This is a genomic window from Enterobacter sp. PP-008-ECC_S150, assembly GCF_045257065.1.
Lineage (GTDB): Bacteria > Pseudomonadota > Gammaproteobacteria > Enterobacterales > Enterobacteriaceae > Enterobacter > Enterobacter chengduensis.
This window is the reverse complement of record NZ_JBJHHG010000001.1, coordinates 155349-181214: the sequence shown is the minus strand read 5'-3', so window position 1 is coordinate 181214 and position 25866 is coordinate 155349. Positions and strand designations below refer to the sequence as shown.

General features: G+C 48.8%; 22 protein-coding genes and 2 riboswitches. Of the genes, 6 read left to right on the top strand and 16 right to left on the bottom strand.

What is annotated here, in order from left to right:
• Positions 1–11: 11 nt before the first annotated feature.
• The gene (locus ACJBF3_RS00805; RefSeq protein WP_045328071.1) at positions 12–1388 is read right to left on the bottom strand and encodes a diaminobutyrate--2-oxoglutarate transaminase; all 1377 of its coding nucleotides are present in this window, start codon (positions 1386–1388) and stop codon (positions 12–14) included.
• A 486-nt stretch (positions 1389–1874) separates the two neighbouring features.
• Positions 1875–1970, top strand: a riboswitch (TPP riboswitch).
• A 66-nt stretch (positions 1971–2036) separates the two neighbouring features.
• Here ACJBF3_RS00805 and ACJBF3_RS00800 point away from each other — a divergent pair.
• Both ACJBF3_RS00800 and ACJBF3_RS00795 read left to right on the top strand, forming a co-directional pair.
• Positions 2037–3335 (top strand): tyrosine-type recombinase/integrase, encoded by a 1299-nt coding sequence (locus tag ACJBF3_RS00800; protein ID WP_047723550.1) that lies wholly within the window; start codon positions 2037–2039, stop codon positions 3333–3335.
• Between the two features lie 38 nt (positions 3336–3373).
• Positions 3374–4198, top strand: coding sequence for an AbiJ-NTD4 domain-containing protein (locus tag ACJBF3_RS00795; RefSeq protein ID WP_072058182.1), 825 nt, complete (start codon positions 3374–3376; stop codon positions 4196–4198).
• Between the two features lie 531 nt (positions 4199–4729).
• On the opposite strand, the gene ACJBF3_RS00790 is transcribed toward ACJBF3_RS00795, so the two are convergent.
• From ACJBF3_RS00790 to ACJBF3_RS00735, 12 genes are all read right to left on the bottom strand, one after another.
• Complete coding sequence (locus tag ACJBF3_RS00790) at positions 4730–5275, bottom strand: recombinase family protein (protein WP_047723527.1); 546 nt, start codon at positions 5273–5275, stop codon at positions 4730–4732.
• A gap of 513 nt (positions 5276–5788) precedes the next feature.
• On the bottom strand, positions 5789–6070 hold the full coding sequence (locus ACJBF3_RS00785) for a hypothetical protein (RefSeq protein WP_047723529.1): 282 nt from the start codon (positions 6068–6070) through the stop codon (positions 5789–5791).
• 264 nt (positions 6071–6334) lie between these two features.
• Entirely contained in the window at positions 6335–8173 is a 1839-nt protein-coding gene (locus tag ACJBF3_RS00780; protein WP_047723533.1) for a hypothetical protein, read from the bottom strand.
• 20 nt (positions 8174–8193) lie between these two features.
• A complete protein-coding gene (locus ACJBF3_RS00775) occupies positions 8194–8544 on the bottom strand; it encodes a hypothetical protein (RefSeq protein WP_047723534.1) in 351 nt (116 codons plus the stop codon).
• Complete coding sequence (locus tag ACJBF3_RS00770) at positions 8544–9062, bottom strand: hypothetical protein (RefSeq protein WP_047723536.1); 519 nt, start codon at positions 9060–9062, stop codon at positions 8544–8546. The genes ACJBF3_RS00775 and ACJBF3_RS00770 overlap by 1 nt, the downstream gene beginning before the upstream one ends.
• Before the next feature lie 44 nt (positions 9063–9106).
• Entirely contained in the window at positions 9107–13882 is a 4776-nt protein-coding gene (locus ACJBF3_RS00765) for a hypothetical protein (RefSeq protein WP_063924103.1), read from the bottom strand.
• Between the two features lie 3 nt (positions 13883–13885).
• Positions 13886–14257, bottom strand: coding sequence for a hypothetical protein (locus tag ACJBF3_RS00760; RefSeq protein WP_047723539.1), 372 nt, complete (start codon positions 14255–14257; stop codon positions 13886–13888).
• Between the two features lie 223 nt (positions 14258–14480).
• On the bottom strand, positions 14481–14864 hold the full coding sequence (locus tag ACJBF3_RS00755; protein ID WP_047723541.1) for a hypothetical protein: 384 nt from the start codon (positions 14862–14864) through the stop codon (positions 14481–14483).
• 28 nt (positions 14865–14892) lie between these two features.
• The gene (locus tag ACJBF3_RS00750) at positions 14893–15474 is read right to left on the bottom strand and encodes a hypothetical protein (RefSeq protein ID WP_047723543.1); all 582 of its coding nucleotides are present in this window, start codon (positions 15472–15474) and stop codon (positions 14893–14895) included.
• Between the two features lie 41 nt (positions 15475–15515).
• The gene (locus ACJBF3_RS00745) at positions 15516–15800 is read right to left on the bottom strand and encodes a hypothetical protein (RefSeq protein ID WP_131701688.1); all 285 of its coding nucleotides are present in this window, start codon (positions 15798–15800) and stop codon (positions 15516–15518) included.
• A 275-nt stretch (positions 15801–16075) separates the two neighbouring features.
• A complete protein-coding gene (locus tag ACJBF3_RS00740; protein ID WP_047723545.1) occupies positions 16076–16387 on the bottom strand; it encodes a recombinase family protein in 312 nt (103 codons plus the stop codon).
• Positions 16388–16611: 224 nt separating this feature from the next.
• The gene (locus ACJBF3_RS00735; RefSeq protein ID WP_047723548.1) at positions 16612–17442 is read right to left on the bottom strand and encodes a hypothetical protein; all 831 of its coding nucleotides are present in this window, start codon (positions 17440–17442) and stop codon (positions 16612–16614) included.
• Positions 17443–18845: 1403 nt separating this feature from the next.
• Positions 18846–18942: riboswitch (TPP riboswitch) on the top strand.
• 35 nt (positions 18943–18977) lie between these two features.
• Here ACJBF3_RS00735 and thiM point away from each other — a divergent pair.
• From thiM to ACJBF3_RS00720, 3 genes are read left to right on the top strand one after another with little or no spacing between them, the layout of a single operon-like run.
• Positions 18978–19748, top strand: coding sequence for a hydroxyethylthiazole kinase (gene thiM / locus ACJBF3_RS00730; RefSeq protein WP_045328072.1), 771 nt, complete (start codon positions 18978–18980; stop codon positions 19746–19748).
• A complete protein-coding gene (gene thiD / locus ACJBF3_RS00725; protein ID WP_045328073.1) occupies positions 19745–20545 on the top strand; it encodes a bifunctional hydroxymethylpyrimidine kinase/phosphomethylpyrimidine kinase in 801 nt (266 codons plus the stop codon). The genes thiM and thiD overlap by 4 nt, the downstream gene beginning before the upstream one ends.
• Positions 20546–20587: 42 nt before the next feature.
• On the top strand, positions 20588–21334 hold the full coding sequence (locus ACJBF3_RS00720) for a GntR family transcriptional regulator (protein WP_025760289.1): 747 nt from the start codon (positions 20588–20590) through the stop codon (positions 21332–21334).
• Here the strand turns inward: ACJBF3_RS00720 and ACJBF3_RS00715 are convergent.
• Genes ACJBF3_RS00715 through ACJBF3_RS00705 form a run of 3 tightly spaced genes read right to left on the bottom strand, consistent with a single transcriptional unit; the run spans position 21308 to position 24536 of the window.
• A complete protein-coding gene (locus tag ACJBF3_RS00715) occupies positions 21308–22261 on the bottom strand; it encodes a PfkB family carbohydrate kinase (RefSeq protein ID WP_045328074.1) in 954 nt (317 codons plus the stop codon). The two genes, ACJBF3_RS00720 and ACJBF3_RS00715, sit on opposite strands and share 27 nt — an antisense overlap.
• Entirely contained in the window at positions 22258–23262 is a 1005-nt protein-coding gene (locus ACJBF3_RS00710; protein ID WP_045328075.1) for an ADP-ribosylglycohydrolase family protein, read from the bottom strand. The genes ACJBF3_RS00715 and ACJBF3_RS00710 overlap by 4 nt, the downstream gene beginning before the upstream one ends.
• Positions 23259–24536 carry a nucleoside permease gene (locus ACJBF3_RS00705; protein ID WP_045328076.1) on the bottom strand — a complete coding sequence of 426 codons (1278 nt, stop codon included), beginning with the start codon at positions 24534–24536 and terminating at the stop codon, positions 23259–23261. Before ACJBF3_RS00705 ends, ACJBF3_RS00710 begins: the two co-directional genes overlap by 4 nt.
• 250 nt (positions 24537–24786) lie before the next feature.
• On the opposite strand from ACJBF3_RS00705, the gene fbaB reads away from it, so the two are divergent.
• Positions 24787–25839, top strand: coding sequence for a class I fructose-bisphosphate aldolase (gene fbaB, locus ACJBF3_RS00700; RefSeq protein WP_045328077.1), 1053 nt, complete (start codon positions 24787–24789; stop codon positions 25837–25839).
• Positions 25840–25866: the final 27 nt, after the last annotated feature.

Below are 25866 nucleotides of genomic sequence, written 5' to 3'. Positions count from 1 at the left end.
AATAACTCCGGTTACGCCGGGCGAACGCCCGCAGCAAGCAGCGCCTGCTCGAATTTATCCAGGAACACTTTCAGCTCATCGTCGCTGATCAGCAGTGAAGGCAGCAGGCGCAGTACGATACCGTTACGGCCACCACGTTCCAGAATCAGACCATTTTCGAAGCACTTCTTCTGGATCAGCGCAGACAGCTCGCCGTCGCCCGGGAAGCAGCCCATGTGGTCAGCGGCTTCATGTGGCTTGACGATCTCAATACCGATCATCATGCCCAGACCGCGAACGTGGCCAATCACAGGATAGCGTTTCGCCATCTCTTTCAGCTGGCCCTTAAGCCACTCGCCCTGCGCAGCCACTTTGCCCGCGATGTTCTGATCTTTCAGGATTTTCAGCGTCGTCAGACCGGTTGCCATCGCCAGCTGGTTGCCGCGGAAGGTACCGGTGTGGTGACCTGGCGCCCATGCGTCGAACTGCTTCTTGATACCGAGCACGGCGAGCGGCAGACCGCCACCGACGGCTTTAGACATCACGATGATGTCTGGCTCGATGCCCGCGTGTTCGAAGGCGAAGAATTTACCGGTACGCGCAAAGCCAGCCTGAACTTCGTCGAGGATCAGCAGAATGCCGTGTTCCTGAGTCACTTTACGGATGCGCTGCAGCCACTCAGCCGGAGCCGGGTTCACGCCGCCTTCGCCCTGGACCGCTTCCAGAATGACCGCAGCAGGTTTACGTACGCCGCTTTCAACGTCGTTGATCAGGTTATCGAAGTAGTAAGTCAGCGCCTTCACGCCCGCTTCGCCACCGATACCCAGCGGGCAGCGGTATTCGTGCGGATAAGGCATGAACTGCACTTCTGGCATCATACCGTCAACCGCTTCTTTCGGAGACAGGTTGCCGGTCACGGACAGTGCGCCGTGGGTCATACCGTGGTAACCACCAGAGAAGCTGATGATACCGCTACGGCCGGTCACTTTTTTCGCCAGCTTCAGCGCCGCTTCAACGGCGTCAGCGCCGGATGGGCCGGTGAACTGCAGGCAGTACTCTTTGCCCTGACCAGGCAGCAGAGAGAGCAGGTATTCAGAAAACGCGTCTTTCAGAGGCGTTGTCAGATCCAGGGTATGTAACGGCAAGCCGCTGGTAATGACATTTTGGATGCTTTTCAGCACATCAGGATGGTTGTGGCCAAGCGCAAGGGTCCCTGCACCTGCTAAACAGTCAAGGTATTCTTTATTGTCTGCATCGGTGATCCACACGCCTTCTGCTTTAGTGATCGCTAAAGGCAGCTTGCGCGGATAACTCCTGACGTTAGATTCAAACTCGGCCTGACGGGCCAGATAGGTTTCGTTGCTTTTGTGGGCATCTACGGTGTCAATACGGACTTTATCCGTCATCATATCACTCCTACAACCGCCGCTTCGTTATGAGCCACGATTGAATAAAAAGTTAAAAAACAGATGGGGCCTGAAAAAAACGCCGCCAATATAGAGCCTTTTGCCACGGGGCTCAATGGTTAATTTGTTTACTGTTTTGTGACGAGGCACACGGGGGAGGAAATATTAACTTTACAGCGCAAGAAATTGTCCTTTATGACAATTAAAAACAAAACGTTACGCGAATTATTGATGGACTGTAAATGCCCAAAAAAGAGTGTGACAAATCGTGCCATCAATACGCCTTAAAGGTTCTATTCTCAGCCCTACCGCTTCGCTTTCAGCACACCGTCCATTTTTTCCCGCTTTAGAAGCGAATAAATACCAACAGTGTCCCGTTTAAGCGCGAGAGTCAAAATGTGAATGAACGGCAGATTAGCGCGACAGTCCCATGGCGGGGTTGCATCGCCAGGTCACTTCCCCTAAGCTGAAAAAAATACGTGATTCACACTACATGACTCGGGGTGCCCTTCCACGTGAAGGCTGAGAAATACCCGTATTACCTGATCTGGATAATGCCAGCGTAGGGCGTTAATTATTTAGATATTTCAATTGGTTAAACGTTCTTCTGTCTACTTGCTTTTCATCACTGAGACAGAGGCTGTGTTAATTTTGATTACTAAACGCATTCGTTACACCTTCCTCCGCGATTCCATTTACTACGTCCAATTCTGTTTGCCAGACGGCAAAATGTTTAGACGTTCCCTTGGTACGGATAGCCATAGGGAAGCCAATACATTGATGATAGCTTTAATGCCTTTCGTGCTTAATGTGAAAGCGGGGGTATGTCCCCCGGAAAAGCTATCTAGCCAGATTGAAGAACTCACCCAAACCAGAATGCTCTATAGGGCTGCAAGAGTTTCAACTGATTTGTATACAAAGCCCACCATCACCGCACCAATCAATAATGTGGATGTAATTACCGTGGATAGAAGCGTACTCACTTTAGGGGAGGCTTGGGGGCGGTACGTTAAGGACAAGGGAAAATCTTGGACTGCGGCAATTCATTCCGCTAATGAGCGTTACATGGAGGCGATGTTAACTGTATTAGGCGCAGAGAGGGACGTAAAAAGTATCACAAGGCAAGACATCAAACATGTTATGGAAGCTGTCACTGGCCTCCCCAAACGTGTTGTTCAGCCATACCGCTCAATGACAATAGAGCAACTCTTATCCTGTGATGACATCCCCGAGGAGCATTTGCTAGGAACTGAGGCAATCCATAAGCATCTTAAAATCTATAAATCATTGTTCAAAACATATCTCACTGAGGATAAAGGCGTTCTTTCAGTATCTCCTACTGACGGCGTAACAGCCCCTCCATCGTCTGCTAGATATGGGGCTTACACCAATAGCGAAATGAAATCTTTGGTTAGGTATGCAATCGAAGAGGCTAAACAGGATTGGCTTAAATGGATTATCTTATTGCTAGCATACACTGGAGCCAGAAGGGGAGAGCTAGCCACCCTCACCACATCCCAAGTGTGCTTTGATGATGATAGCAATCGTCACTATCTTCTAATCAAAGAAGGGAAGACAGATAACGCAGTGAGACAGGTTCCTTTGCATCAGCATCTAATTGATTTGGGGTTCTTAGAATTTGTTGCGGGGGAAGCTGATAAGCTGTTTCCAGAAGTGGCAGGAAGTAACATGGCTAAGATTGGTAAGGTGTTGTCTGATGTTAGGGACGCTTTACACATCCCATACAGGGATATCCAAAATCAACGGCGTATTGTTCACAGCTTCAGGCATAGCGTTGTCACTGCGGCCTCCGGTTGGATGAATGACATTACTCACCTTCAACAGGTTATAGGCCATGAGAAAACTGGTACGGGGATAACAAGACGATATCTCCACACCTTCCCTCTGTCCGTTGTATGCCATATCATTGATGGACTTGACTGGCGTTAAACGCTTCATAACTAACACAGCGATAAGGCACATAAGCGATGTCTAGACCGTTCTCTCAAAGATATGGACATGTAGTAGTTGAAGATATTATCCAGACTAATGATCTAAATCAGGATTCCAGGGTGGCTATATGGAACTGCCTATATACAGGATTCTTTGGTAATGAGGATAAATTTATACCTGCGCTCCGTTGCGCCAGAGCTGTTTGGAGAGAATATCTTAACCGAGCTGCTGATAAAGAACCAAGTTACTCGAAGGATTATCCCAATGCTATATCTTTACTAACTCATATTAAAACAATCATACTCCAAGATCATTGGTATCGTGTTTATGATTTAGTTGAGTTTATAATTGGAAGGACTGGGTTGTCATTTGATGCAGCCTCAATGATTAATAAAGTTTTCAAAAAGAAAAATGTTGGTTATACAATTATTGATGATGTTGTAACGCCTATTTCGAATGAAGTTGAAGTTAATAGTGTACAAAGTTCTATTGATAACGGTACTGATTCGTCACGTGCTCATTTTGATAGGGCGTTACATCTACTTACTGATAGAGAGCAGCCTGACTTTAGAAACTCTATTAAAGAATCAATCTCAGCGGTTGAATCTCTTTGCAAGAAGATCTCTGGTAATGATAAAGGAACGCTTGGGGATTGTCTTAAAACCATTGAGGATAAAGGTCATATTCATCCAGCGATGAAACGAGCCTTTCAGCAACTATATGGATATACAAGTGATCAAGGTGGAATACGTCACGCGTTAATGGATGATAGTGAGGAGCCCTCTTTAGAAGAGGCTCGTTATATGTTGGTTATCTGTAGCGCGTTCAGTAATTATCTTATTTCTAAAATGAGTGATTAGTTATTATAATGCGAGGCTAATAATGTCTCGCATGTTAATGCGTCTGCTGTACATTTTCCTCATCTCCATAGTTTGCCTACTTACTGGCTCCAAAAAGAAGTGACATCCGTCACGGAGCCATGCAAGCTTGCTTGCGTCTGATTAACCACTCATAGAACAGCTATATCTTATCTACGTCGCTCGCTCCTGTCGTAGCATCGCTAGTATATATAGCCCTGATAGACGCACTCCGTGCAACTCTCTCGCCGTAGGCATCTATAACATGCTAAATAACAGGGTAAATATAATGCATGCTGAATGGTATAAATGAGAGGAAACACTAGTGAAATATGGAGGTAATGAGGGGAAAGGGGTGTTATGCATTTTTCATCCTGACTAACAATTAATGCTATCATCAACGTCAAAAGAAACGCAGCAGAGCTGCATGACGCACGAAGGAGGAATCACCTCACGGCTCTTCCCCTCCGAACAAAGCTCTCACTCATATCATTCGCCTGTTTAGACTAAAGCACTTAACTACTACTTCCGAAATTAAATAACCCTGTTCCAATGTCTTTTAACTGTTGCTATACCTAGCCCTAATATCTCACTCACGGCTTGCTGTGTCATTCCCTCAGCCTTATAGCGCTGTACATCCCTAGTGGTGGAACCATCCCCCGGCCTCCCTTTATACACCCCTTTATCCTTAGCTAGAGCTATCCCCTCAGCTTGACGCTGATTGATAAAGCCCCTCTCAAGCTCACCTACAGCCCCAAGCATAGTAATCATAAATTTACTAACAGGGTTATTACTAAACGTCATGTTGGTATCAATGAAGAATACAGACACATCCTTCTCCAGCAGATTATCTAACAGAGTGAGAAGATCTTTTGTATTACGCGCTAGCCTGTCTACACTCTTAATGCGTACAACATCCCCAGCCACTACGTCATCCATCATCTGACGTAATGCAGGACGCTCTGTATCTTTACCTGAGAGCCTATCGGTGTAGACACGGTCACAGCCTTCAAGGGCTACAAGCTGACGCTCTATATTCTGTTCCTGCGTTGATACACGCACATAACCTACAATAGCCATACATCCCCCTTTAATCTATGTATAGATAATAGCATGGTATCACTAGGGTGTACTCAGGTGATGCTAAAATAAATATATTGACAGAAGAGGAGTGAGTTGATCTATTAAAGGGTTCTCATGACGGAGAGGAGGGGGTAGATAAAATTGGGAGAGGTCTGCTGGAGGGGTAATAAGGGGGGTATACCGGGGGTGACTTCTATGCATAATGCCCCTCAAATTTATCTAGCAAAAATTCTGACGTGTCCAAGCTTGATTATTACATAGCTAGTATGAGGACAGCTATGCGATAGATACAAAAAAGCCCCCATACACAGTTGAGTATATGAGGGCGTGATAAGACTTTCTAGTTATTCTTTCTCATTATATTTATTACGGAGTTTATCTATAAAATCCTGCCTGCTCTTCTCTCTGCGTTTCTTTCTGGCTTTGAAATAGTGATGATATATATAACCAGTTATAGAAACGATAAAGGAGATAGAAATAGCTACAGCTTCTATAGTGAGGCGCATAGTTTTACATCCTTATAATTTTTGCCTCCAACGCTTCAATGCGTTGAGTTAATAATCGTATGGTGGAGATTAAAGTGGATACAGGCATATCAGCGATTTGTGCGCCATAAGGTATTACGGCATTCATTAGCGCTTGCCCGTTGCAATCTAATGGATAGTGTAACGTGGAGCGTTCAGCTAAAAGAGAGTTAACTGTTGACTCAATCTTTTCAAAGTTGGTGTTTATTGCCCCAATCATTGAAGATTGATTTGCCATGTTACCTATTGCAGAAAGTTTAATGCTCATTAATTATTTGTCCTTAAAAGGAATTGCACAGACATAAGATTTCCATCTTCATCATAAGTAGGAAGGATTAGCTCAGACTGTATTAATTTGTTAGTGTAATTGATAAACGCCGATTTAGAACTAAAGCCCATATAGGTAAGCTCCAATTGATTATTAGCGTCCAGTGTTCCCTTCCCCTGTAAGCGTAAAGCATATTTGTACAAGTGCCCATCCCTAGGCACGTTATGAGATATAAAGATATTAGTAAGATCTTTATGCGTAAGCTTATCTGCCATTAACTGCACTACCATCTACAGGAGACTCTTTAACACCAAACATCTCAGCTTCACTCATCTTGAAATATTTGGTGTAATCGTTGCTACCATCTAAATGCGCGCGCATCATAACGCTTTTGTTAATAACAGGGGCAAGCTTGCGCTGTAATTCCCCCGCCTTAGCACGAACACCAGCGTTATTCTCATAACCCTTAGCCGGACGGAATTCAATAGTGTTCCCGCTCCAGATATAAACAAGAGTATCACCTGCTGGCTTGCTGTTCTCTACAGGCATTTGAACCATGCCATAGTTTTTAACTTGCTGAGGGAAACCAACAATAGCTTTACCCTGTTCCCATTCCTTCTGTACGGCTGGGACAAGCTTCTCTAGATAGTTTACGGATACAACGTTCTTAACACTCTCTAGATTGCTCTGGTCAATCTTGCCGCCCATCTTCTGGTAAGTTAGGAAAGCGGGGTCTGCCATATAGTCAACCACTTCATTATAATCTTTAGGGTTGCTATGAGCACCAGAGAAGCTACCTACACCGCGTAAGAGTTGGTTAACATGAGTTTCTAAATCTGCCATAGTCCCTTTAGGGTCATTAATGGAGGGGTTCTTAGCGGCTAGGTTATTAGTTACATCTTTCAGCGTACCTGTGTAGTTTTTGGTATCTGCTTTAGTCTCGGGGTCATCGTCCAGGGGGTTAGCTGGGGTGCGGTTCTTATCGCCATTACGCTTTAAGAATTGCTCCATAGCTTTACCGTATTGACCAATAATAGATGGGTCATTAATACCCTGCATAAATTTGCTCTGAGTAATGATGTTTGCCATTAATGGGTCTGACATATACGGCAATGCAGATTTAGCTTCTAAACCGTCTAACTGAGTCTTAAGAGTATCAGCGGTAATTTGTCCAGAGAGAAACTTATTACGTGCGTCAATAGAATCAAAAATTGGTTTAGCAATGCTATCGGCAAAGTCTCCACCTGTAGCACCCCGGATTCCTTGCATCTGTCCCATCAGCTTATCTTTAAGGGAATTACTCTCAGCAAGAGCTTGAGCATTATCAATCTGACCAGCTTCTAAACGCTTCTGAATGTCATTAAGCTGCGTCTGAGTGTGCTGGAATGCGTTATTCCCAAAGTCTGCCAGAGACTGCTGCGCATACATCTTATTCTTCTTAATCTGCAAGTCTGCTGCTGCGTTAGCACGGCTAACACGCGAGGCTGCAATAGATTCCTGTGACGCTTGCATACTTAACTTCTGCTGCTGAATTCCTAATTGCTTAGAGTAGAAATTCATTTCCGCAAGTTGCTGCTGACGCTGCTGATAAAGGTTAAGTCCCTTCTCCTGTTCTTCCTGAGACATACCTTGCGTAATAAAACCATCTGCCGTAGCTGCTTTGGTATCTGCTACGATTTGCTGGTCTACTGCTGTACCTTCTGCTAGCGTGTCGCCAATCCCTGCTGTACCTGCAAGGCTTTTGGTGAAGTCTGTAAGCTTCTCTGTAAGAGCTGGGTTGTTAGCAACAATGGAGCTGTAAAGCGCACGCTGTTGACGCTGTGCTGCTGATTGTTTCATGCTTCCTTGTTCTACCGCTGCATTCAGGGATGCCACCTTACGGGCATAATCAGAGAGAACGTTGTCCTGTAGCTTCTGAGCTGCCTCTTTCTTAGCTGCCGCTGCACCCTGAGCGAATCCACCTAACAACGTACCAAGGCTCTGAGCCACGCCAGAGGAGGCAATAGTGGTTGCTGTAGAGGGGGCTGGAGCTGTAGCCTGCTGAGGCTGTGAATTGTATTGAGCGATGCTATCGCCGCTAGTATCAAATAAACCATTAGCCATAATAATTACCTTCCTTTCTATTAATGGGAGTATTTAGATTCTGTGTAAAATAAACGCCCTTCGTCAGAGCATTTAACTAACTCGGCGGCATAAGCTAAGTTGCCCATCAAGTCACAAATGGAATCAACCTCAGCCTTATCACCCCCTGCAATAGCCACCATCAAGGCAGCATCCAGAATAGTTTTGTTTACATCTAGAATAGAAAGGGTTGTTTCGTTATCAGCATTCTCAGGGATGCGAACTAATTCATATTTCATATTATAATTTTTCTCTTGGTTGTTATTTGTTAGTGAGTGTTTATATAGGAGGCTTCCGAGAAAGAAACTAGCGGGAGCAATTATTGGTGACGCTGAGAGGAAGAACATAATCATTAACGCATCACCTCATCACCAACGTACTCTACATCCTGTGTTAATGTATCATGACCACAGTACAAGCAAGGAATTCTACGGAAACCTGTATCCGTCTTAATTTCTTCCTTCCATTCATTAGCTGTATAGCGGTAGACGATATATACATGGGAGGAATCATAAAGCCCTTGTGAATTGCAATGGGGACATTTCCAGTTACGATACTTTTCTCTCACTGCGTCATGACGTTCTTTATCCACAGAGAGCAGAGCTAAATCAATAACCCCTTTCATTATCTCACCAGAATTGTAGGAGCCGGAGAGCTGCTTTAAGCTTTCCTCTGGGAATCCTTTAATCTTTATCTGGCGGACTACTGTATACATGTTCTTAATCTTTTCAATCACCAGTCCTTTATAAGCAAAGAGGCAATATCCTCCACGCGTTCTAAAGGTGTTTTCCTCTTCGTACTGCTTACCAAGTCTGTATTTCTTAGGGACAGCCTTAGCAGGTGGGGCTTTCGGAGCGTTGAATAAAGCCATTTATAATATCCTCGTTGTAGGACTTCCCTGTCCTTTTATTATTCTTATTCTGCTTTATCACCAGCGAGGTGTTTTGCCCATGCTTTATAATTCTGGCGTTCCTCTGGAGAGAGGTTAGGGACATCATCTAACATCTTCTGTATCTCCTCTGGCTTATCCCATCCAGCGGCTTTCATGATACGGTCAATTAAACGTGAATCCCCATCGTCCATTTTCTTCTTAAGCATGTCCATCCACATCTCACGCGCTTGTGGGTCATCCTTATAAACAGACATAGCCGTTTGTGACATTTGAGCCATATAATCAAACTCGTCTGCGCGTGTACCTTCCGCTACGAGTATTCGTGAGGTTTGGTTAAACAGCTCTTGAATATCCTCTTTACGCGTCTGGTATTTCTCAACGAGTTTTTCAGTAATAGCCCAATTCACTTGACCATCCTGCACAGGAAGACCAAAGGCAATAGCTAATGCTTCTGGTGTGGATATTTCATCAGCAACGTTAGCCCCTGTAGCGGAATATTGTTTCCTATACTCCAGAGCTAATTTAGCCTTAAGGCCATTAGAAGCGCCTGAGGAAAGGTTAGCTACATCCTTCCACACTTGCCCCCACAGCTTAGGCTCCATGTTTTCCCCAGCTGGCATTACACCCGTTAATTGTCCAACTGTACGCAGAAGGTTAGTAATGCGTGGGTTGGAACCAAACAGGAGGGAGCCAGAAGGAGACTCCGTTACCAATGACACTAGGCCATTGTTCATTGCTTTCTGTACAAACTCCACAGCACCATACGCGTTAAACGGGTTAAGTGCCCCAAAGTCAATACGGCTTGAATCACCAGAAACACCACGGATAAATCCATTTGCTGCCGCACTCAAGAGGCCTTTGGTGACGAGTTCACGCGCGAATGGGTCAGACGGTAAATCGTCCCCAAACAGGTTGTAAACATCCTCAGTGCCAAAGCCAAACAACACGGAAGCACTCACGCCCATACCTACCCGATTCTTAAGCGGGATGGCCTTATTAAACAGGAAGAGCTGCGCCAGCTTGATTGGCACCTGTAAGTATTGCGTAACCACTGAAAGGGTATTCTGGTTCATAGCGAGGTTGCCGCTACGCCCAAAGTTACCTGTAAAGTTACGGGCTAAGTGAGTTACATTGTCCAGCTCTGCTTTGGTAAGCGCTTTGCCTCCCTTAGTGGCGTCAGTATAATGAGCCATAAAGGAACCAGCTTGAACCATGTATTCACCTGCATCAAAACCAATCTTACGCGAGCCAGCAGTAATAGCACGTCCCGCTGTGACGGGGGCTTTTAATGCTTTCTTTAGCTTGCTGTCTCTTACCGCTTTCATAGAGCGGATAGATGAATCTGCGGTGGAATCAACTAAGCCTTTCGCAAGGTCATGCTTGCTAATGCCTTTCGTAAGCCCGCTCTCATCAAGAGCTTTCATCATTGCTTTCCATTCTTCTTTGCTGCGTCCAAAGGTTTTGTAAACAGCTTCTGGAAGATCACGTCCGGCAGATAGATGATGAGTGATGAGGAGGACATTATCCCCAATCAAGCGCGGAGCGTATGACGGGAACCGGGTAGCTAACAGAATATTCTGAGAGCTTTGCAACACTAATTGACGGAGAGGGGCAAGGGCAATCATCAGGTTAAACGAAACGCGTTTAGGAATATTAGACGGAGTAGCTTCTGAACCTTTGCGAGCAATCTGCTCCAGCTTACCAAAGCCCTTCTCACCTAACATTTCAGCGACGTTATTAACAACAGCTTTATAACCATCATCAATCAAATTAGTGTAGCCATTTTCCATTGCTCGAATATATTCAAATGTAGCCCTTGCATCAGCTGCATCTTTAGACGTTCCTTTAATCTCAGATACGTTTGATGGGTATTGAATGCGTCCATCCTTTTTAGGGAGAACATCTGAATAAGTGGCAATGAGGCGACGCTTGGAGGTTTCCAACCAATCCCGATAAGAAATACGGCTACTAACAGCGTTAATGCTGTTAAGCATGGATTCACCCGGAGACTCAATGTGTACGGCATCTGTCTCAAAGTTGCTTCCAAGGGAGTCTTCCAGACGCTTACCACGGATACGCTGAGAGCTTAGGCCGCTAGCTGTATGAAGCTGCGTATTAGCTTTCTCGTATTCCTCGCCTTTCAGGTTATTACGGAAACGATATTCTCCCCCATTGGTAGCTGTATAACGCCCGATAGCCTTTTGCGCAGAAGGGATATCTGGGGCAGTTGCTACAGTCTTCCAGATTTCATTACCGTTACTGTCTTTGAGAGGTGCGCCGTTCTCATCAACAAGTTTACGCTCAATGAAATGCGGGTCTTTGTATCGTACCGCGTAATAGCCATGACGGTAAGACAGCACTGGCTCACCTGCACTTAATGCACGGATGTAACCAGAATTAGGTGCGTTGTGGTTAATTACATATTGAATAGGCATACCATCAATATTCATGACATCAGCAGTTTCAGCCACAGAAGCATTACGTGAATACATTTCTGTGATTTCCTGCTTAGATAAAGTTCTTACCTCATCCGTTACAGGGTCATAAGCTTTAATATCCCCCGCCACTTGGTTACGTGGGAGGGGCTTAGCCACCACATCAAAGCCGCTCTCTTTATGTGTCAGCTTCCCATAGCCACGGTTTTTATAACTCTTAACCATATCGGCATTGGTGAGACTCCAGAGAGTGTCCTGTGTATTGCGGAAGGAAAGCAGACCAGCAATTTCCTCTGTATTAAAACCATCAGCGCGTAATCCCGCCTCTGTCAGAGCTTGCCCCTTCAGGTTAGCCGCTTTAATACGTTGTTCCATTGCGAAATGGCGCTCTGCTGGGATACGCTTCATAGCCTGAATAAATGGTTTGGAAGCGTCTAATAGCTTCTGGCTTACGCTGTCAGCTTTAATATCTGCTAATACTGCCCCTTTCAGGAATTCAGGAGAGAACATAGACGCGGGGTCAATCACCGAAGATGTGAGGGAACCTTGTCCAGTTTTACCATTAGCAAATTCAAAGCGGTTAAAGACATTCAGAATATTACCTACCCCGAATTTCTCAAACTGCTCATCTCGTAAATCATTGCCATTATATTCATAGCGCTGCTTAACTTGCAGAAGGTAATCACCTTTAATCTGCGTGTTATTTCCTTTCAGGAGAGCGTCCTGTGCCTCACGTCCTACAGGAACATAGTCATCACCGCTACGCACAAGGATGGTAATGTCTTTCTCGTCTACGCCATATTTAGCTAGAGCATATTGAGCCTGATTAAATGCATCCTGTACGTTAGCCCACCCACTATCTGAGGGACCATATACAGCGGAAACATTCAAGCCACCGTCCACGCTCTCAGCAACGCTTGTCATTTCCTTGCGGGAATGCATTCCTGTAGCGTTAAGGAAGTCGTTAGTAACGTTAGCGGCTAATGCCCGTTTCTCGCGCTGGGAGATATGAGGAGCCGCTGTGTTAACGGCAATATCCAGCATATCAGGGTCAGCCATTGTAGCCATGTCACTGGTAATTTCAGGACGGCTAACTTTGCTCTTAACTCCGCCTGTCACCGCTGAAGGCTGAGGGGCTAGGTCATGGGCTAATGCTTCCTCTCGTGAGGTGCCATAAAGGTTAGAGGCCAACTCTCCAGATTCATCAGCATCAGTCATAGCGTGGAGCTGTCGAGCCTTGGACGGGTTAGCATCTTTAACAACCTGAGCTGGGGCGGTAGGCTGCACATCTGAGGCAATAAAGCGACGCTGCCAGCTACGGGCTAAATCTGTAGCCGCTGCTGCTTCTTCAACACCCTCCGCCACCTTAGCTGCTCTACCCGCTGCCTTAAACCCTTTGCTGATTGCACTACCAATGCCTGTAATATCCAGCAGGCCAAAGATGTTATCTAAATACTTATCTGAAATGGTATAAGAGCCATTAGAAACAATCTGCTGGAATGCTTCATAATTCTCTTGGTCAATGCTGTCAGGGAGGAGGATTGTCTTGCCGTCTTTATTTAACGCTGCTGCAATACTTTCCATTGCGGCCTGACGTTCTGCCAGAGGGAGATTATTAAAGGTGGATACAATCTTCTCTTTACCAGAGCCGGGGAGGAAGAAAGCCTTTAATGCCTCAGCACCTGTACCCCCTAAAGCTGTAACCTGTCCAGCAGTTTTAGCGCCAGATACCAGAGGGAGAAGATCTTCGGCAAATCCTACAGCATCAGGGAGAGCGCTTTCGTTATCCTTCTGTTGCATCGCGTTAAATTGCTTCTGCTGTTCACGCTGATACTGAAGGACATCACCAACGCCTGCCGCCCATACTCCACGTAAATTAGCTGATTCCTCTGTCTCCCCTTGAACAGGCTGGGAGGCCTCTTTGGTTGCCAATAACGCGCGTGGGTTGTACAGCGGGTTATCTTTACTGTTAATGCTCTGGATAGCTTGTGCTTTCCATTCATCTGATACAGCGGGATTGGATAGGAAGTCTGCTGTGGCTCTGCGGTATGCGTTCTGCTCTTCTACCACATACTTATCCGTTACCTGCTTCATGGTGGAGCTAGTCCCCTGATTCACCAGCTCCGTATTAATTGCTTGGTAGGTCGCCATTTGCTGCTGTGGGTCATTGGAATTAAGTAGAGCAGTAGTGGTGGCACGGCTGCGGTTGGAAGCTAGGGACGTGGCAGGAGGGGGCGTTTCTCCAATTGCGTCCACATCCTGAAAATCTTCGATAGAATAGGAAGCTGTATCTGTGAAATCGTCCAGAGAGAAATCTTGTGCTGGGGTCTGTGTTGATTGCTGCTGTTCTAAATTATCTGCCATGAATTAGCGCTCCAGTTTTACAGGGATAACGTTATAAGGGAAAGTGTTGTCAGGATAATTGACACGGTATTTAAACTTGACGCGTTCCCCATCGAATAACGAGGCTGGAACATAGGCCAATAATTCAAAGGCCATTAACCAGCCAAAGATCTCAGCCATTTCTTCTACATCAGCAATGCCCGTTTTCTTGCATACGGAAAGATAGCTAACAGAAATATCCCCGAAGCGACTACCGAGTGATGCCAGATACGCAAATACAACACGGTGATTCATAGGGAATTCAATTTTCTTTTCTTTGAATTTGAATTCATTCACAGCAAGGATAGACCAGATGCGGAAAGGGGTTGAAGCTTCTTCAAAAATTGCTTTGCTCATAAGTGTTTTCTCTCTCTTATTCTTTCACAAGCTTTGCATCTTCGTGCAATGCTTTAATAACTTTCTCAACGATATAAACATGGGAGCTTTTACCCTGTTCGTTCGCTGTCTTAATTAATAGCTCAAACATTTCTTTAGGGAATTTAAGGAACATAATAAAACCTCGCATGTTCAATTGATGATAGCATTAACAAGATGCCTCCCTTTCAGGAGGCGCTCTTAATTACTTCCCTTCGCGGAGGCTTTTAAAGAAGTCAATCCCGTCCTGCACATTGCGTAAAGGGTTAGGCTTATGGGACTCTTTGCTACGTCCAGTAATAATATCCATCTGCTCTTTCTTAGTGAGGGTGTCGATACTCTCAATACCGTCTAACGGGTCAAAGTATTTCTTAGCCAGCTCTTGCTTATTTGTATGAGAAAAGAATTCCGCATGAGCCTTGGTGTTAAGGCGTCCGTATTGGTCACGCATTGGAGGCGGGGTGTCTGCTGCTGGGGCGCTTTGCTTGGTAAGTTCTGCTGCTACAGTGGCATGTGCCTCTTCTTCTGGCATACCCTTCTCAATGAGGGCGTTAACTACTTCTAAATACTGGTCTGCTGTAATAGCCATAATGGTTTCCTTTTGTTGGAATATTTAATTAGGAGAAGCTACGGATATCTACGGCTTTACGTAGAAGTTTCTTAGTTATTTTATCCCATGCACACATTTCCAAATTCTTCTCAGCAGAAATGAATTGGCAGGTCTGAGGGGAATACACTTTAAATCCAAGGCGCTTAGACAGTTCATCTTTATCAAGCTGGTAATCACTTCCTTGCTCACACCATTTGTCATAGCCATTCAGTGTACGGATATCTTCGAGGAAATGTTTAAAGCAGAACCAGCGAGCGCAGACAATAACATCTTTATAGGAGGCATTCTGTTTGTAGCCACCGTATACACGGGCTAACAGGCGATTCCATAACGCGTACTCACGCTTGCTGTATGTCAGGGTTTTAGGGTCTGCACCCCAATAGCCTACGCCATAAACATCAGGCTCCATATAATCTTTAATACTTCCCGCATTGATATGGAATTGAGTTACCAGCGTTTCATACTGAGTGTTAAGGAATCGAATACGGTGCAGTGCGTTGCCGTGCTTGTCGCTTTTAACGTGACGCTCTACAACGGCAAATGCATAACCAGCTTTGTTAACAAAAATCTCAGGGAATAAATGAGGCATGATAATTTCCTTTTTTCTTATTGAGGCGTTGTGCCTTTTTATTATTTGGATGTAGAAATAAAAGCGGTAAGGAGGCTGGATAGATCGTCCAGCTCTTTTTGAGTAAACATATCGTCTGGGCTTGTCTCCCCTACAGGAGAGCAATAGCGGCGTTCATACAGGGAAGGGGGAAGACCTGTAATATATAATGCCTCTGCTATGTGGGTGATATGTTCGCTAGGGAGCGTGGGATATTTGGCTGAGAGGTGGGAGGCAATGCCAAAGGCGCTGTACACCACTGCCTCCTCTGCTGAGAGAATGCGAATACTGTTTTCATTATAATTCATAGAATGCTCATAGAAGTGTTTTGTTAGTGGGGTGGTACGCTTTGATTTCTTAAAATAGAAAAGCCCGTATACGTTGACACAGGAGTTCTAAGAGGTTATTTAGCGATGGGTGTTAGTCCACGAAAAAGTGGCTGAGATATCGTAAATACCTTTTGCCTCTAGGACACGATAAACAAGATCACTATCCCGATATGATTTAAAGGCTTTAGGAGTGTGCTGTTTACGTGGAGAGGAGTTCTGCATTGCTTGTGTAATACCGGACGGGATTGTATGCATCAGTCTTTATACCCCAACATTTTTAGAAGGTGTTTGACAGTGCCAGCGTTAAACTCTTTACCGTGGCTTGTAAGGACGCCTTTATTATTCAACGCATTTGCAAGAGCTGTTTCTCCGTAACCATACTCCAGAAGCTCCTCAACAATAGGACGCACTTTGAAATAGTATTTCTCACGGGCTGCCGCTCTTGCTGCTGCCAGAGAATTAGAAGGGTACTGGTATTCGATAATAGACATATTTATATTCCTAATGTAATTTTCAGTAGGGCTGACACTACCAGAAGGAATAAACCCGTTTTCCAGTTCAACCATTCAAGTGTCATAATGTATATGAGTTTTTCATTTAGCTTCTTCATAAGGTGGATTGTCTTAGAAGTTATGTTAGGAACATAGCCGGACGGTTCAGGCGACCAAACCTTTACCGTCCATCACAGGGCTGGGTTAGAGCTGCTAGGCTATGTTTTATTAGGTGGGCTAAGAACATCACCACAAGGGCGAGTGATATTCTAACGTATATCCCTTATACGCTGCCCGTATTAGTATTCACTAAGGTAAGGATCGTATGGAAACTCTAGACGCATCTCATTTTCTATCTGCCTAACAGACGGAATAGCTATCCGCTCAATCATACGCTTCTGTGTGTCTGCTACTTTCTGGATATAAGCATCCGCTGCCACTGTGTTACCGGCAAGAGCCATTCTACGAATAACCATTCTGTCACCCTCTGTAAATGGGGCTGGGGCAATTACACAATTAGGAATGCATCCATATTTAGCGTTATCAGCAGCGTCCTGATTGAAATCAAATGCTGAATTCTTTTCAATGTTGCCACGTTCGATGTGATATGAAAGGCTTTCAATAACACTCTCACATTTACGCAGGAGATAACGACAATATCTTTCTCCCGGTACATCGTCCCCTTTTAATGCACGCTTAGCGGTTAACAGCGAGGAGACACTCTCAACAGATAAACGCTCTAGATGGGACAATACAAACAACAACTGATTACGGGGAATCTCTGTGTTACCACCATCAGTGTTAAGGCGTAACGCTCCAGTAACTACATCGTCAATAACCGAGGGCAAAACAGCCACTGATTTAATGTCGGAAGTGGTAGTATATAAATCCTTACGCTCTAGGTTTTGGAAGATTGAACAGTAGGGGTTGTCAATCACTTTGGGCTTACGTCCTCTACCTGATTTAATTTCGGAAGTAGTAGTTAAAGTCTCTTTCAAAGGGAGGCCAGTTAAAGCCATCTCTACTGCGTTACTGACATTATAGTCAGGTGGTAAACATCCATACTCATATGGGTCTACTAACTCCCCTGTAGACGTGTCTACAAAGAAGCCTTCAATCGTTTTTATCATCCTTCGTTTCCTTTTTATTATTCTTATTGGAAGGCTCTTATTAGTTAGGCTACTTTTTTATTTTTTATTACTACCTATGTATTTCTAATGTACATCTAATATTTTATACCCTATATGTATATACACTCGAAAAAGTGACAATTGTTCCATTTATTTTTAAATTATTTTATAAGTGTCTGTATTCTGGATGAATTTATTTTTATTAAATTTATCCTTTAGAGGGCTTGCACATCAGTGCGTCTAATTTATGAGAGGAATGTAGGTAGGTAGGTAGGTAGGTAACGCAGGGGAGAGTCCCCCGCACCCCCTTGACGCAACAAGACTATACTCACCTGACGGTTCGTCTAGCTTGGCAAAAGAAAAGGCTACCACTTACATGATAACCCTTCTGTGTAAGACTGTTGATGATAGTATTAACCTCTCTGCGTAACTGTCAGATTGTGCAGCCACAGCTGCGTCTGTTTGGACATTAACTACTACTTCCGAAATTAAAATTATAGAAAGAGATAATCAGGGAAAGAAGGGTTTTGTTACAGGAGTGCGTGTAACGCTCTGCAAGCGTTTCTGTCATATACCCTGTGGGGTATTGCTGCCCTATATTAGATGAAGGCGTGTAGGTGGCATACAGCTCGTTTTAGATGGGGTATTGTAACAGGTTACGATGATATAGGAGTTTAGCTAGAATCTTGCCATACCCTTCACCTGTTAATGGCTTGTCTCGTAAGCCATACGGAGAATCCATTCCCGCATATTGTGCTCCTGAAAGATTCAGGCTGCGTTATCTAATCAAGCCTTGCAATTATGGCGGGGACATATGGTATCCCGGCTTTCTGGATTCGACGCATTCCTTACAGGCTCAAGCTTTTATCGCCATACATAGCCATGTTCCCCAGCAAAAGATTTCATGCATCTAGCATCACTCAATCTCTTCTGGACATCTAACTAGCTGGGTCAACTACTCACTCTATGCGTTTCCGTCACGCTGATTATCTAACCATCTTTAGTTAATTTCTCCATCGAACAACATTCCGTCTTCATTTGCAAGAAGTTTTAGCATTAATTGCATTCAATACAGCCATAATAAATCTAAATATCCATTTGATTGATGTAATTACACCTATAAAAAACATCCACTCACAAAATCTAGGATGGTTTAAATAAAATATTAAAGCGTTCATGCGTATTTCTCCTTATTGCTCTGGAGGGTAGCAAGTTACATCTAGATGGGGCTAGATATTTGAAAACAATATAACCTGTTAGCTGTGATTATCACTGTGATAAAACTGGTATAAAAGTGAGATAGTGCGTTGCTCCTTCTGCGTGAAGAAGCGATGACCGGGAAGGCGGGCTTGTGCTAACGAGCCACTTACCTTAAGCTGGCGATATATCAGAAGATTGTTTTACCAAATGACTCGGGGTGCCCTTCTTTGTGAAGGCTGAGAAATACCCGTATTACCTGATCTGGATAATGCCAGCGTAGGGAAGTCAGATGCCTTCCCGGTCATCGCTTCTTCACGCAAGGCAGGAGCGAAACCATGCAGCCTGACCTGCTCGATTTACACGTTTTACATCACTTCCGAACCCGTTCTCCGCTGACCCATTGTATGACCAACGATGTCGTACAGACCTTTACGGCCAACGTTTTGCTGGCGCTTGGCGCGTCACCCGCCATGGTGATTGAGGCAGAAGAGGCTGAACAGTTTGCCGGGATTGCCGATGCGCTGCTGATTAACGTTGGCACGCTGACCTCGCCGCGGGCCCAGTCGATGCGTCGGGCAATTGAAAGCGCGGTGGCGGCCGGCAAGCCCTGGACGCTGGACCCGGTTGCCGTGGGCGCACTGACGTTCCGCACCCGTTTTTGCCATCAGATCCTTGCCCTGAAACCTGCCGCCATTCGCGGCAATGCGTCCGAAATCCTGGCCCTTGCCGGGATGAGCGCGGGCGGGCGCGGCGTCGATACGACCGATACCGCCGCCAGCGCGCTGCCTGCTGCCGAAGCGCTGGCTCGCCAGACCAATGCCGTAGTGGCCGTCACCGGCGAGGTGGATTACATCACGGACGGACAACGTACACGCACGGTTACGGGCGGCGATCCGCTGATGACGCGCGTGGTGGGCACCGGGTGCGCGCTCTCTGCCGTTGTGGCGGCGAGCTGCTCGCTGCCGGGTGACCGGCTGGATAACGTCGCTGCCGCCTGCGGATGGATGAAACGAGCCGGAACGATCGCCGTCGCGCAGTCACGTGGGCCAGGCAGTTTTGCCAGCGCGTTCCTCGACGCGCTCTACACGCTGGAGGAGCAGGCATGAAGCGGATTAACGCCCTGACCATTGCCGGCACCGATCCCAGCGGCGGTGCGGGTATCCAGGCTGACCTGAAAACGTTCTCCGCCCTTGGCGCGTACGGCTGCTCGGTCATCACCGCGCTGGTGGCGCAAAACACGCGCGGCGTGCAGTCGGTCTACCGTATTGAGCCGGATTTTGTTGCCGCGCAGCTGGATTCGGTGTTCAGCGACGTGCGCATCGACACCACAAAAATAGGTATGCTGGCCGAGACGGACATTGTGGAAGCGGTGGCCGAACGGCTTAAACGGTATCAGGTGCAAAACGTGGTGCTGGACACCGTGATGCTGGCGAAAAGCGGCGACCCGCTGCTCTCCGCCTCCGCCGTTGCGACGCTGCGCGCTAAGCTACTGCCGCAGGTGGCGCTCATTACGCCTAATTTGCCGGAAGCCGCCGCGCTGTTAGGCACAACGCACGCGAAAACTGAACGCGAGATGAAAGCGCAGGGGAACGCGCTGCTGGCGATGGGCTGTGGGGCGGTGCTGATGAAGGGCGGTCATCTCGACGACGCTGAAAGCCCGGACTGGCTTTTTACCCGCGATGGCGAGCAGCGTTTTACCGCCCCGCGCGTGCAGACCAAAAATACCCACGGCACGGGCTGTACGCTCTCTGCCGCGCTGGCGGCGCTGCGCCCACGACATGACGGCTGGGCCGATGCGGTGCGCGAAGCGAAAATCTGGCTCTCGGCGGCGCTGGCAAAAGCCGATACTCTGGAGGTCGGTCACGGTATTGGGCCGGTACATCATTTTCATGCATGGTGGTAAGACAGTATACTGGCAGGAAACACCACGCCTGAGAAAACAGAGATGGAACAAGCGCATACCCGGTTAATCGCTCAGCTGAATGAACGGATCGCCGCGCCTGACAATACCCCGCTGTACCTGAAGTTTGCCGAAACGGTAAAAAACGCGGTGCGCAGCGGCGTGCTGGAGCACGGCAATATTTTGCCCGGCGAGCGCGATCTGAGTCAGTTAACCGGCGTGTCGCGCATTACCGTGCGAAAAGCGATGCAGGCGCTGGAGGAAGAGGGCGTGGTGACGCGCGCCCGTGGCTATGGCACGCAAATCAACAATATCTTCGAGTATTCCCTGAAAGAGGCGCGCGGGTTCTCACAGCAGGTCGTGCTGCGCGGCCAGAAGCCCAATACGCTGTGGGTCAACAAGCGGGTAGTGAAGTGCCCGGAAGAGGTGGCGAATCACCTTTCAATCCCCCCTGAGAGCGAGGTATTCCTGCTCAAGCGTATTCGCTACGTTGACGAGGACGCCGTCTCGATTGAGGAGTCCTGGGTGCCGGTCGGTCTCATTCCCGATCCGGATGCGATCGGCATTTCGCTCTACGATTATTTCCGCAGCCAGAATATTTTCCCGCAGCGCACCCGTTCACGGGTCAGCGCCCGCATGCCGGACAGCGAGTTTCAGGCGCACATTAAGATGGATGAAAAAATACCGGTGCTGGTGATCAAGCAGGTTGCGCTTGACCAGCAGCACCGGCCGATTGAGTACAGCATCAGCTACTGTCGCAGCGATCTATACGTCTTTGTGTGCGAGGAGTAATTCCTCACGAGTGGGGGCGCAATCCCCGCCGCGATGGCTGACCACCCAGGACGCCACGGCATTTCCCAGCAGAACGGCGTCTGCCAGCGGCCATCCCGCCGCCAGCCCGGCAAGCGTGCCGCCCGCGTGGCTGTCGCCCGCGCCGATGGTGTCCACGACCGTAGCCGGGAACGCCGGAACCACGCCCGAACAACCGCCGTCATACCAGACCGCACCGTCTTTATCGTGGCGCACAATCAGCGCGGCCCCAAAGCGCTGCTGCCACTCCGTCCCCAGGTTTTCAGCCCCGACGCCTAGCCGTCCGGCTGCGATTTCCGCTTCCTGACGATTAAGGGAGACGATTGGCCGACAGGCCATGATCCGCGCCATCAGCGCGTCGGGGATGTCCGCGATGCGGGGGCCAAAATCAATGAATGCCGTCACGTCCTGCAACCCCTCCAGCCAGCCCGTCAGCAGCTCGCCGCACGGCGAAGCCAGCTGATAGCCGGACAGGTAGACGAGGCTGTTCGATGGGATATTCAGCACATCAAGCCAGCCCTGCTGCCACTGGTTCTCCACGCCGCTAAAGGACATAAAGGTGCGCTCGCCGTCAGGCTCCACCAGCGCCAGGCACCAGCCGTTGTCGCCGGTTTCGGCCTCGATGGCGCTGTGCAGATCCTGCTTCGCCATGGCGTTGCGGATGATATCCGCCCATACGCCGTGGCCGACGGGCAGGGCGTTTTGCGCCGTAATGCCGAGCCGCTTCAGAGCGATGGCGATATTCAGCGCGCAGCCGCCAATATTCACACCCTGCTGCTTGAGCTCGATATCGCACCCGCGCCAGGGCAGGGCGTAGGCGTCGGCGATGACGTCAATCACCGCGGCGCCCAGCACCGTCACCGGGCGCGTGGCGTGCAGGGCGTCAAGACGCTGGGCAAATGACGTCATACGCCCTCCCTTTGCTCCCGGTAGTGCAGGAGCTTCTCGCAATAGTGGCCGAAATCGAGCCGGTTAACGGCGTCGAGCTCGGCTTTGAGCGCCGGATCAATCGCCTGCACGCCGTGCAGCGCGCCGCAGATGGCGGTCGCCATGGCGCCGATGGTGTCGGTGTCGCCGCCCAGGTTAGCGCATAAAATGGCGCAGCGGTTCGGATCGGTTCCCGCCAGTTCGACCATCGCAATGGCTGCCGGAACGGACTCAATGGTGCTGGTTCCCGCGCCAATAAGCTGATAAATCCGCTCGCTGGCAGAGTCGATACCGTTGGCTTCCCGCACGGTCTTCAGCGCCAGCTCAATACGTGCCGCCAGCGATGCGCTGAAGGTGGTGGTTTTCGCCTCCTGCGCATAGCGGGCGATACCCGGCAGCGCGTCGACGATGTTCTGCCAGCTTTCGCCGTCGATAGCGCGGGAGACTGCCCAGGTAATCACCACCGCGCCGGCAATGGCGAGGTCGGATTTATGGGTCGGGCTGGAGGCCAGCGCCACCTGCTCAACAAAGTGTTCCAGACGCGTGGCCGGGAGCAGGCAGCCCAGCGGGGAGGCGCGCATCGCCGCCCCGTTGGTTACGCCGTTGTTTTCCAGTTCGCTGACCGGCTTTCCGTCGCGAATCGCGTTTAGCGCGATTTTGGAGGTCGGGCCGAGCACGTTCTTATTAAACGCGTCGAAATCGAGCGCCCAGTTAAGGATATGTTTGCCGATAACGTCCGCGTTAATGTCTCCCTCACACTCAATAATCGCATCCGCCAGGCACAGCGCCATGGAGGTATCGTCGGTGAACTCTGCCTGTTTGAAATAGCAGGCCGCATTATTCTCTGCCGGGCCGGGTAGAAAGCGATCGATCCAGCCGAAGTGCGCCTTGACGCGCTTTCTCGGCCACAGCTCCGACGGCATGCCCATCGCATCCCCTAACGCCTGCCCGTAGAGGGCACCGAGAACACGTTCTTGTTTCATTTAACTTCCCCTTGTGTCAGCGCGGTATCGCCATCAATCACCTCAATTGCGGCGATCTCTTTATCCGATTCGCGGAAAAACAGCATAAACAGCACGGCAATCACGGCAATCATGATTGCGCCAAACGCCCACATTCCGGCCCAGTTGAAGGTCAGCCCGTTCACCGGCTCTTTGTATGCGAACATTTTTTCCATCATTACGCCGCCCAGGCGGTAACCCAGCAGGCTACCAAAGCCCTGGCAGCACAGCGTAATCAGGCCCTGCGCGGCGGTGCGCATATGCACCGGCGCTTTTTTGTCCACGTAGATGTACGCGGTGACGTAGTAGAAGTCGTAGCTCACGCCGTGCAGCAGAATGCCGAGGAACAGCAGGGCGTAGGTGAAGTACTGTTCCGCACCGCCGTACACAAAGAACCCGTAGCGGATGGCGGCAGTGATCAGGCCCAGCAGTAAGACCTTCTTAATACCAAAGCGTTTGGTAAAGAACGGCAGGGCGAGCATAAAGAAGATCTCGGAGAACTGGCCGAGCGTCATCCAGCCGGTGGCGTTTTTCATTCCCACTTCGGTGAGATAGCCGTTGGCGAAGATGTAGTAGAAGGCCAGCGGCATGGCGAACAGGAACGAGCAGAAGAAGAATACCAGGAAGTTTTTGTCGCGCAGCAGGATCAGCGCATCCAGCCCCAGCATCACTTTGAAATCCAGCTTGCCGGTGCTCTTTGGCGGCGTGTTCGGCAGGAACAGGGCAAAGACGCCGAGCAGGGCGGAGCTGGCTGCCGTCATCAGCAGCGGAATATTGGTATCGGAAATATCGCTGTAGCCCAGCATCTGCGGCAGGAAGCCGCACGCCAGCCCGGAGGCGATCCAGCCGATGGTGCCCATCACGCGAATGCGCGGAAAATCGGCCTCGACGTCGTCCACGTTGGCGAAGGCGATGCTGTTGGTCAGCGCGATGGTCGGCATGTAGGTCAGGGAATAAACCAGCAGCAGCGGGAAGAAGGTGCTGAACTGGGTTTGCTGCGCGGCGAAGTACATCAGAATGGCTCCGGCAAACATCAGCACCGCCAGCACCTTCTGCGCGGCGAAGAAGCGGTCCGTCAGCGAGCCGACCAGAATCGGGGAGAGGATCGCCGCAATCGCGGTACAGGCGTAAGACCAGCCAATTTCCCCGGCGGTAAACCCGCTTTTGCTCAGCCACAGCCACAGCGGCACAAACCACGCGCCCCAGATAAACCATTCAACAAACATCATGAATGACAGTTGGACTTTCGTTTTCATTTTTTAATCCTGCATGTCAGAGAGGGTACTCCTTTAACATACCACTTAATAATACCTTTTAAATACCTTTGTGGTGATTGTTTGATCAATGTAACAGTTTTGTTGTACACGAATCGAGCCAGCAGATTGTGCTGAAAAAGAATGCAAAAGGTGGAAAATCTGTTAAGTCGGTACCAGGCTTAGTCTGCCCATAAAAGATGGGACTGGATAAACACACACCGACACGACGTCGGACTTACGGGAGTATCACATGACTGATATTGCGCAGTTGCTTGGCAAAGACGCCGACAGCCTTTTACAGCATCGTTGTATGACCATTCCAGCCGACCAGCTGTATTTGCCTGGTCATGACTACGTTGACCGCGTGATGGTCGATAACAACCGTCCGCCTGCGGTCCTGCGAAACATGCAGACGCTCTACAACACCGGGCGGCTCGGCGGCACCGGGTACCTCTCAATTCTGCCGGTGGACCAGGGCGTAGAGCACTCGGCGGGCGCGTCCTTTGCGGCGAACCCCCTCTATTTCGATCCGAAGAACATCGTTGAGCTGGCGATTGAAGCGGGCTGTAACTGCGTAGCCTCCACCTATGGCGTGCTGGCGTCGGTTTCGCGTCGCTATGCCCACCGCATTCCGTTCCTCGTGAAGCTGAACCACAACGAAACCCTCAGCTACCCCACCGAATATGACCAGACCCTCTACGCCAGCGTCGAGCAGGCGTTCAACATGGGGGCGGTAGCCGTCGGGGCGACGATTTACTTCGGCTCTGAGCAGTCTCGTCGTCAGATTGAAGAGATCTCCGCGGCGTTTGAGCGCGCGCACGAGCTTGGCCTGGTGACCGTGCTGTGGGCGTACCTGCGTAACCCGGCGTTCAAAAAAGACGGGGTAGATTACCACGTCTCCGCTGACCTGACCGGACAGGCGAACCACCTGGCGGCGACCATCGGCGCAGATATCGTGAAGCAGAAAATGGCCGAAAATAACGGCGGCTATAAGGCGGTGAACTTTGGCTATACCGACGATCGCGTGTACAGCAAGCTGACCAGCGATAACCCGATTGACCTGGTGCGCTACCAGCTGGCGAACTGCTATATGGGGCGCGCGGGGCTGATTAACTCCGGCGGCGCGGCGGGCGGAGATACCGACCTGTCAGACGCGGTGCGTACGGCGGTGATCAACAAACGCGCGGGCGGCATGGGGCTGATCCTTGGCCGTAAGGCGTTTAAGAAATCGATGGCCGACGGCGTGAAGCTGATCAATGCGGTGCAGGACGTCTATCTGGACAGCAAAGTAACGATTGCCTGACCTGGGGACGAAACGTAGGCCGGGTAA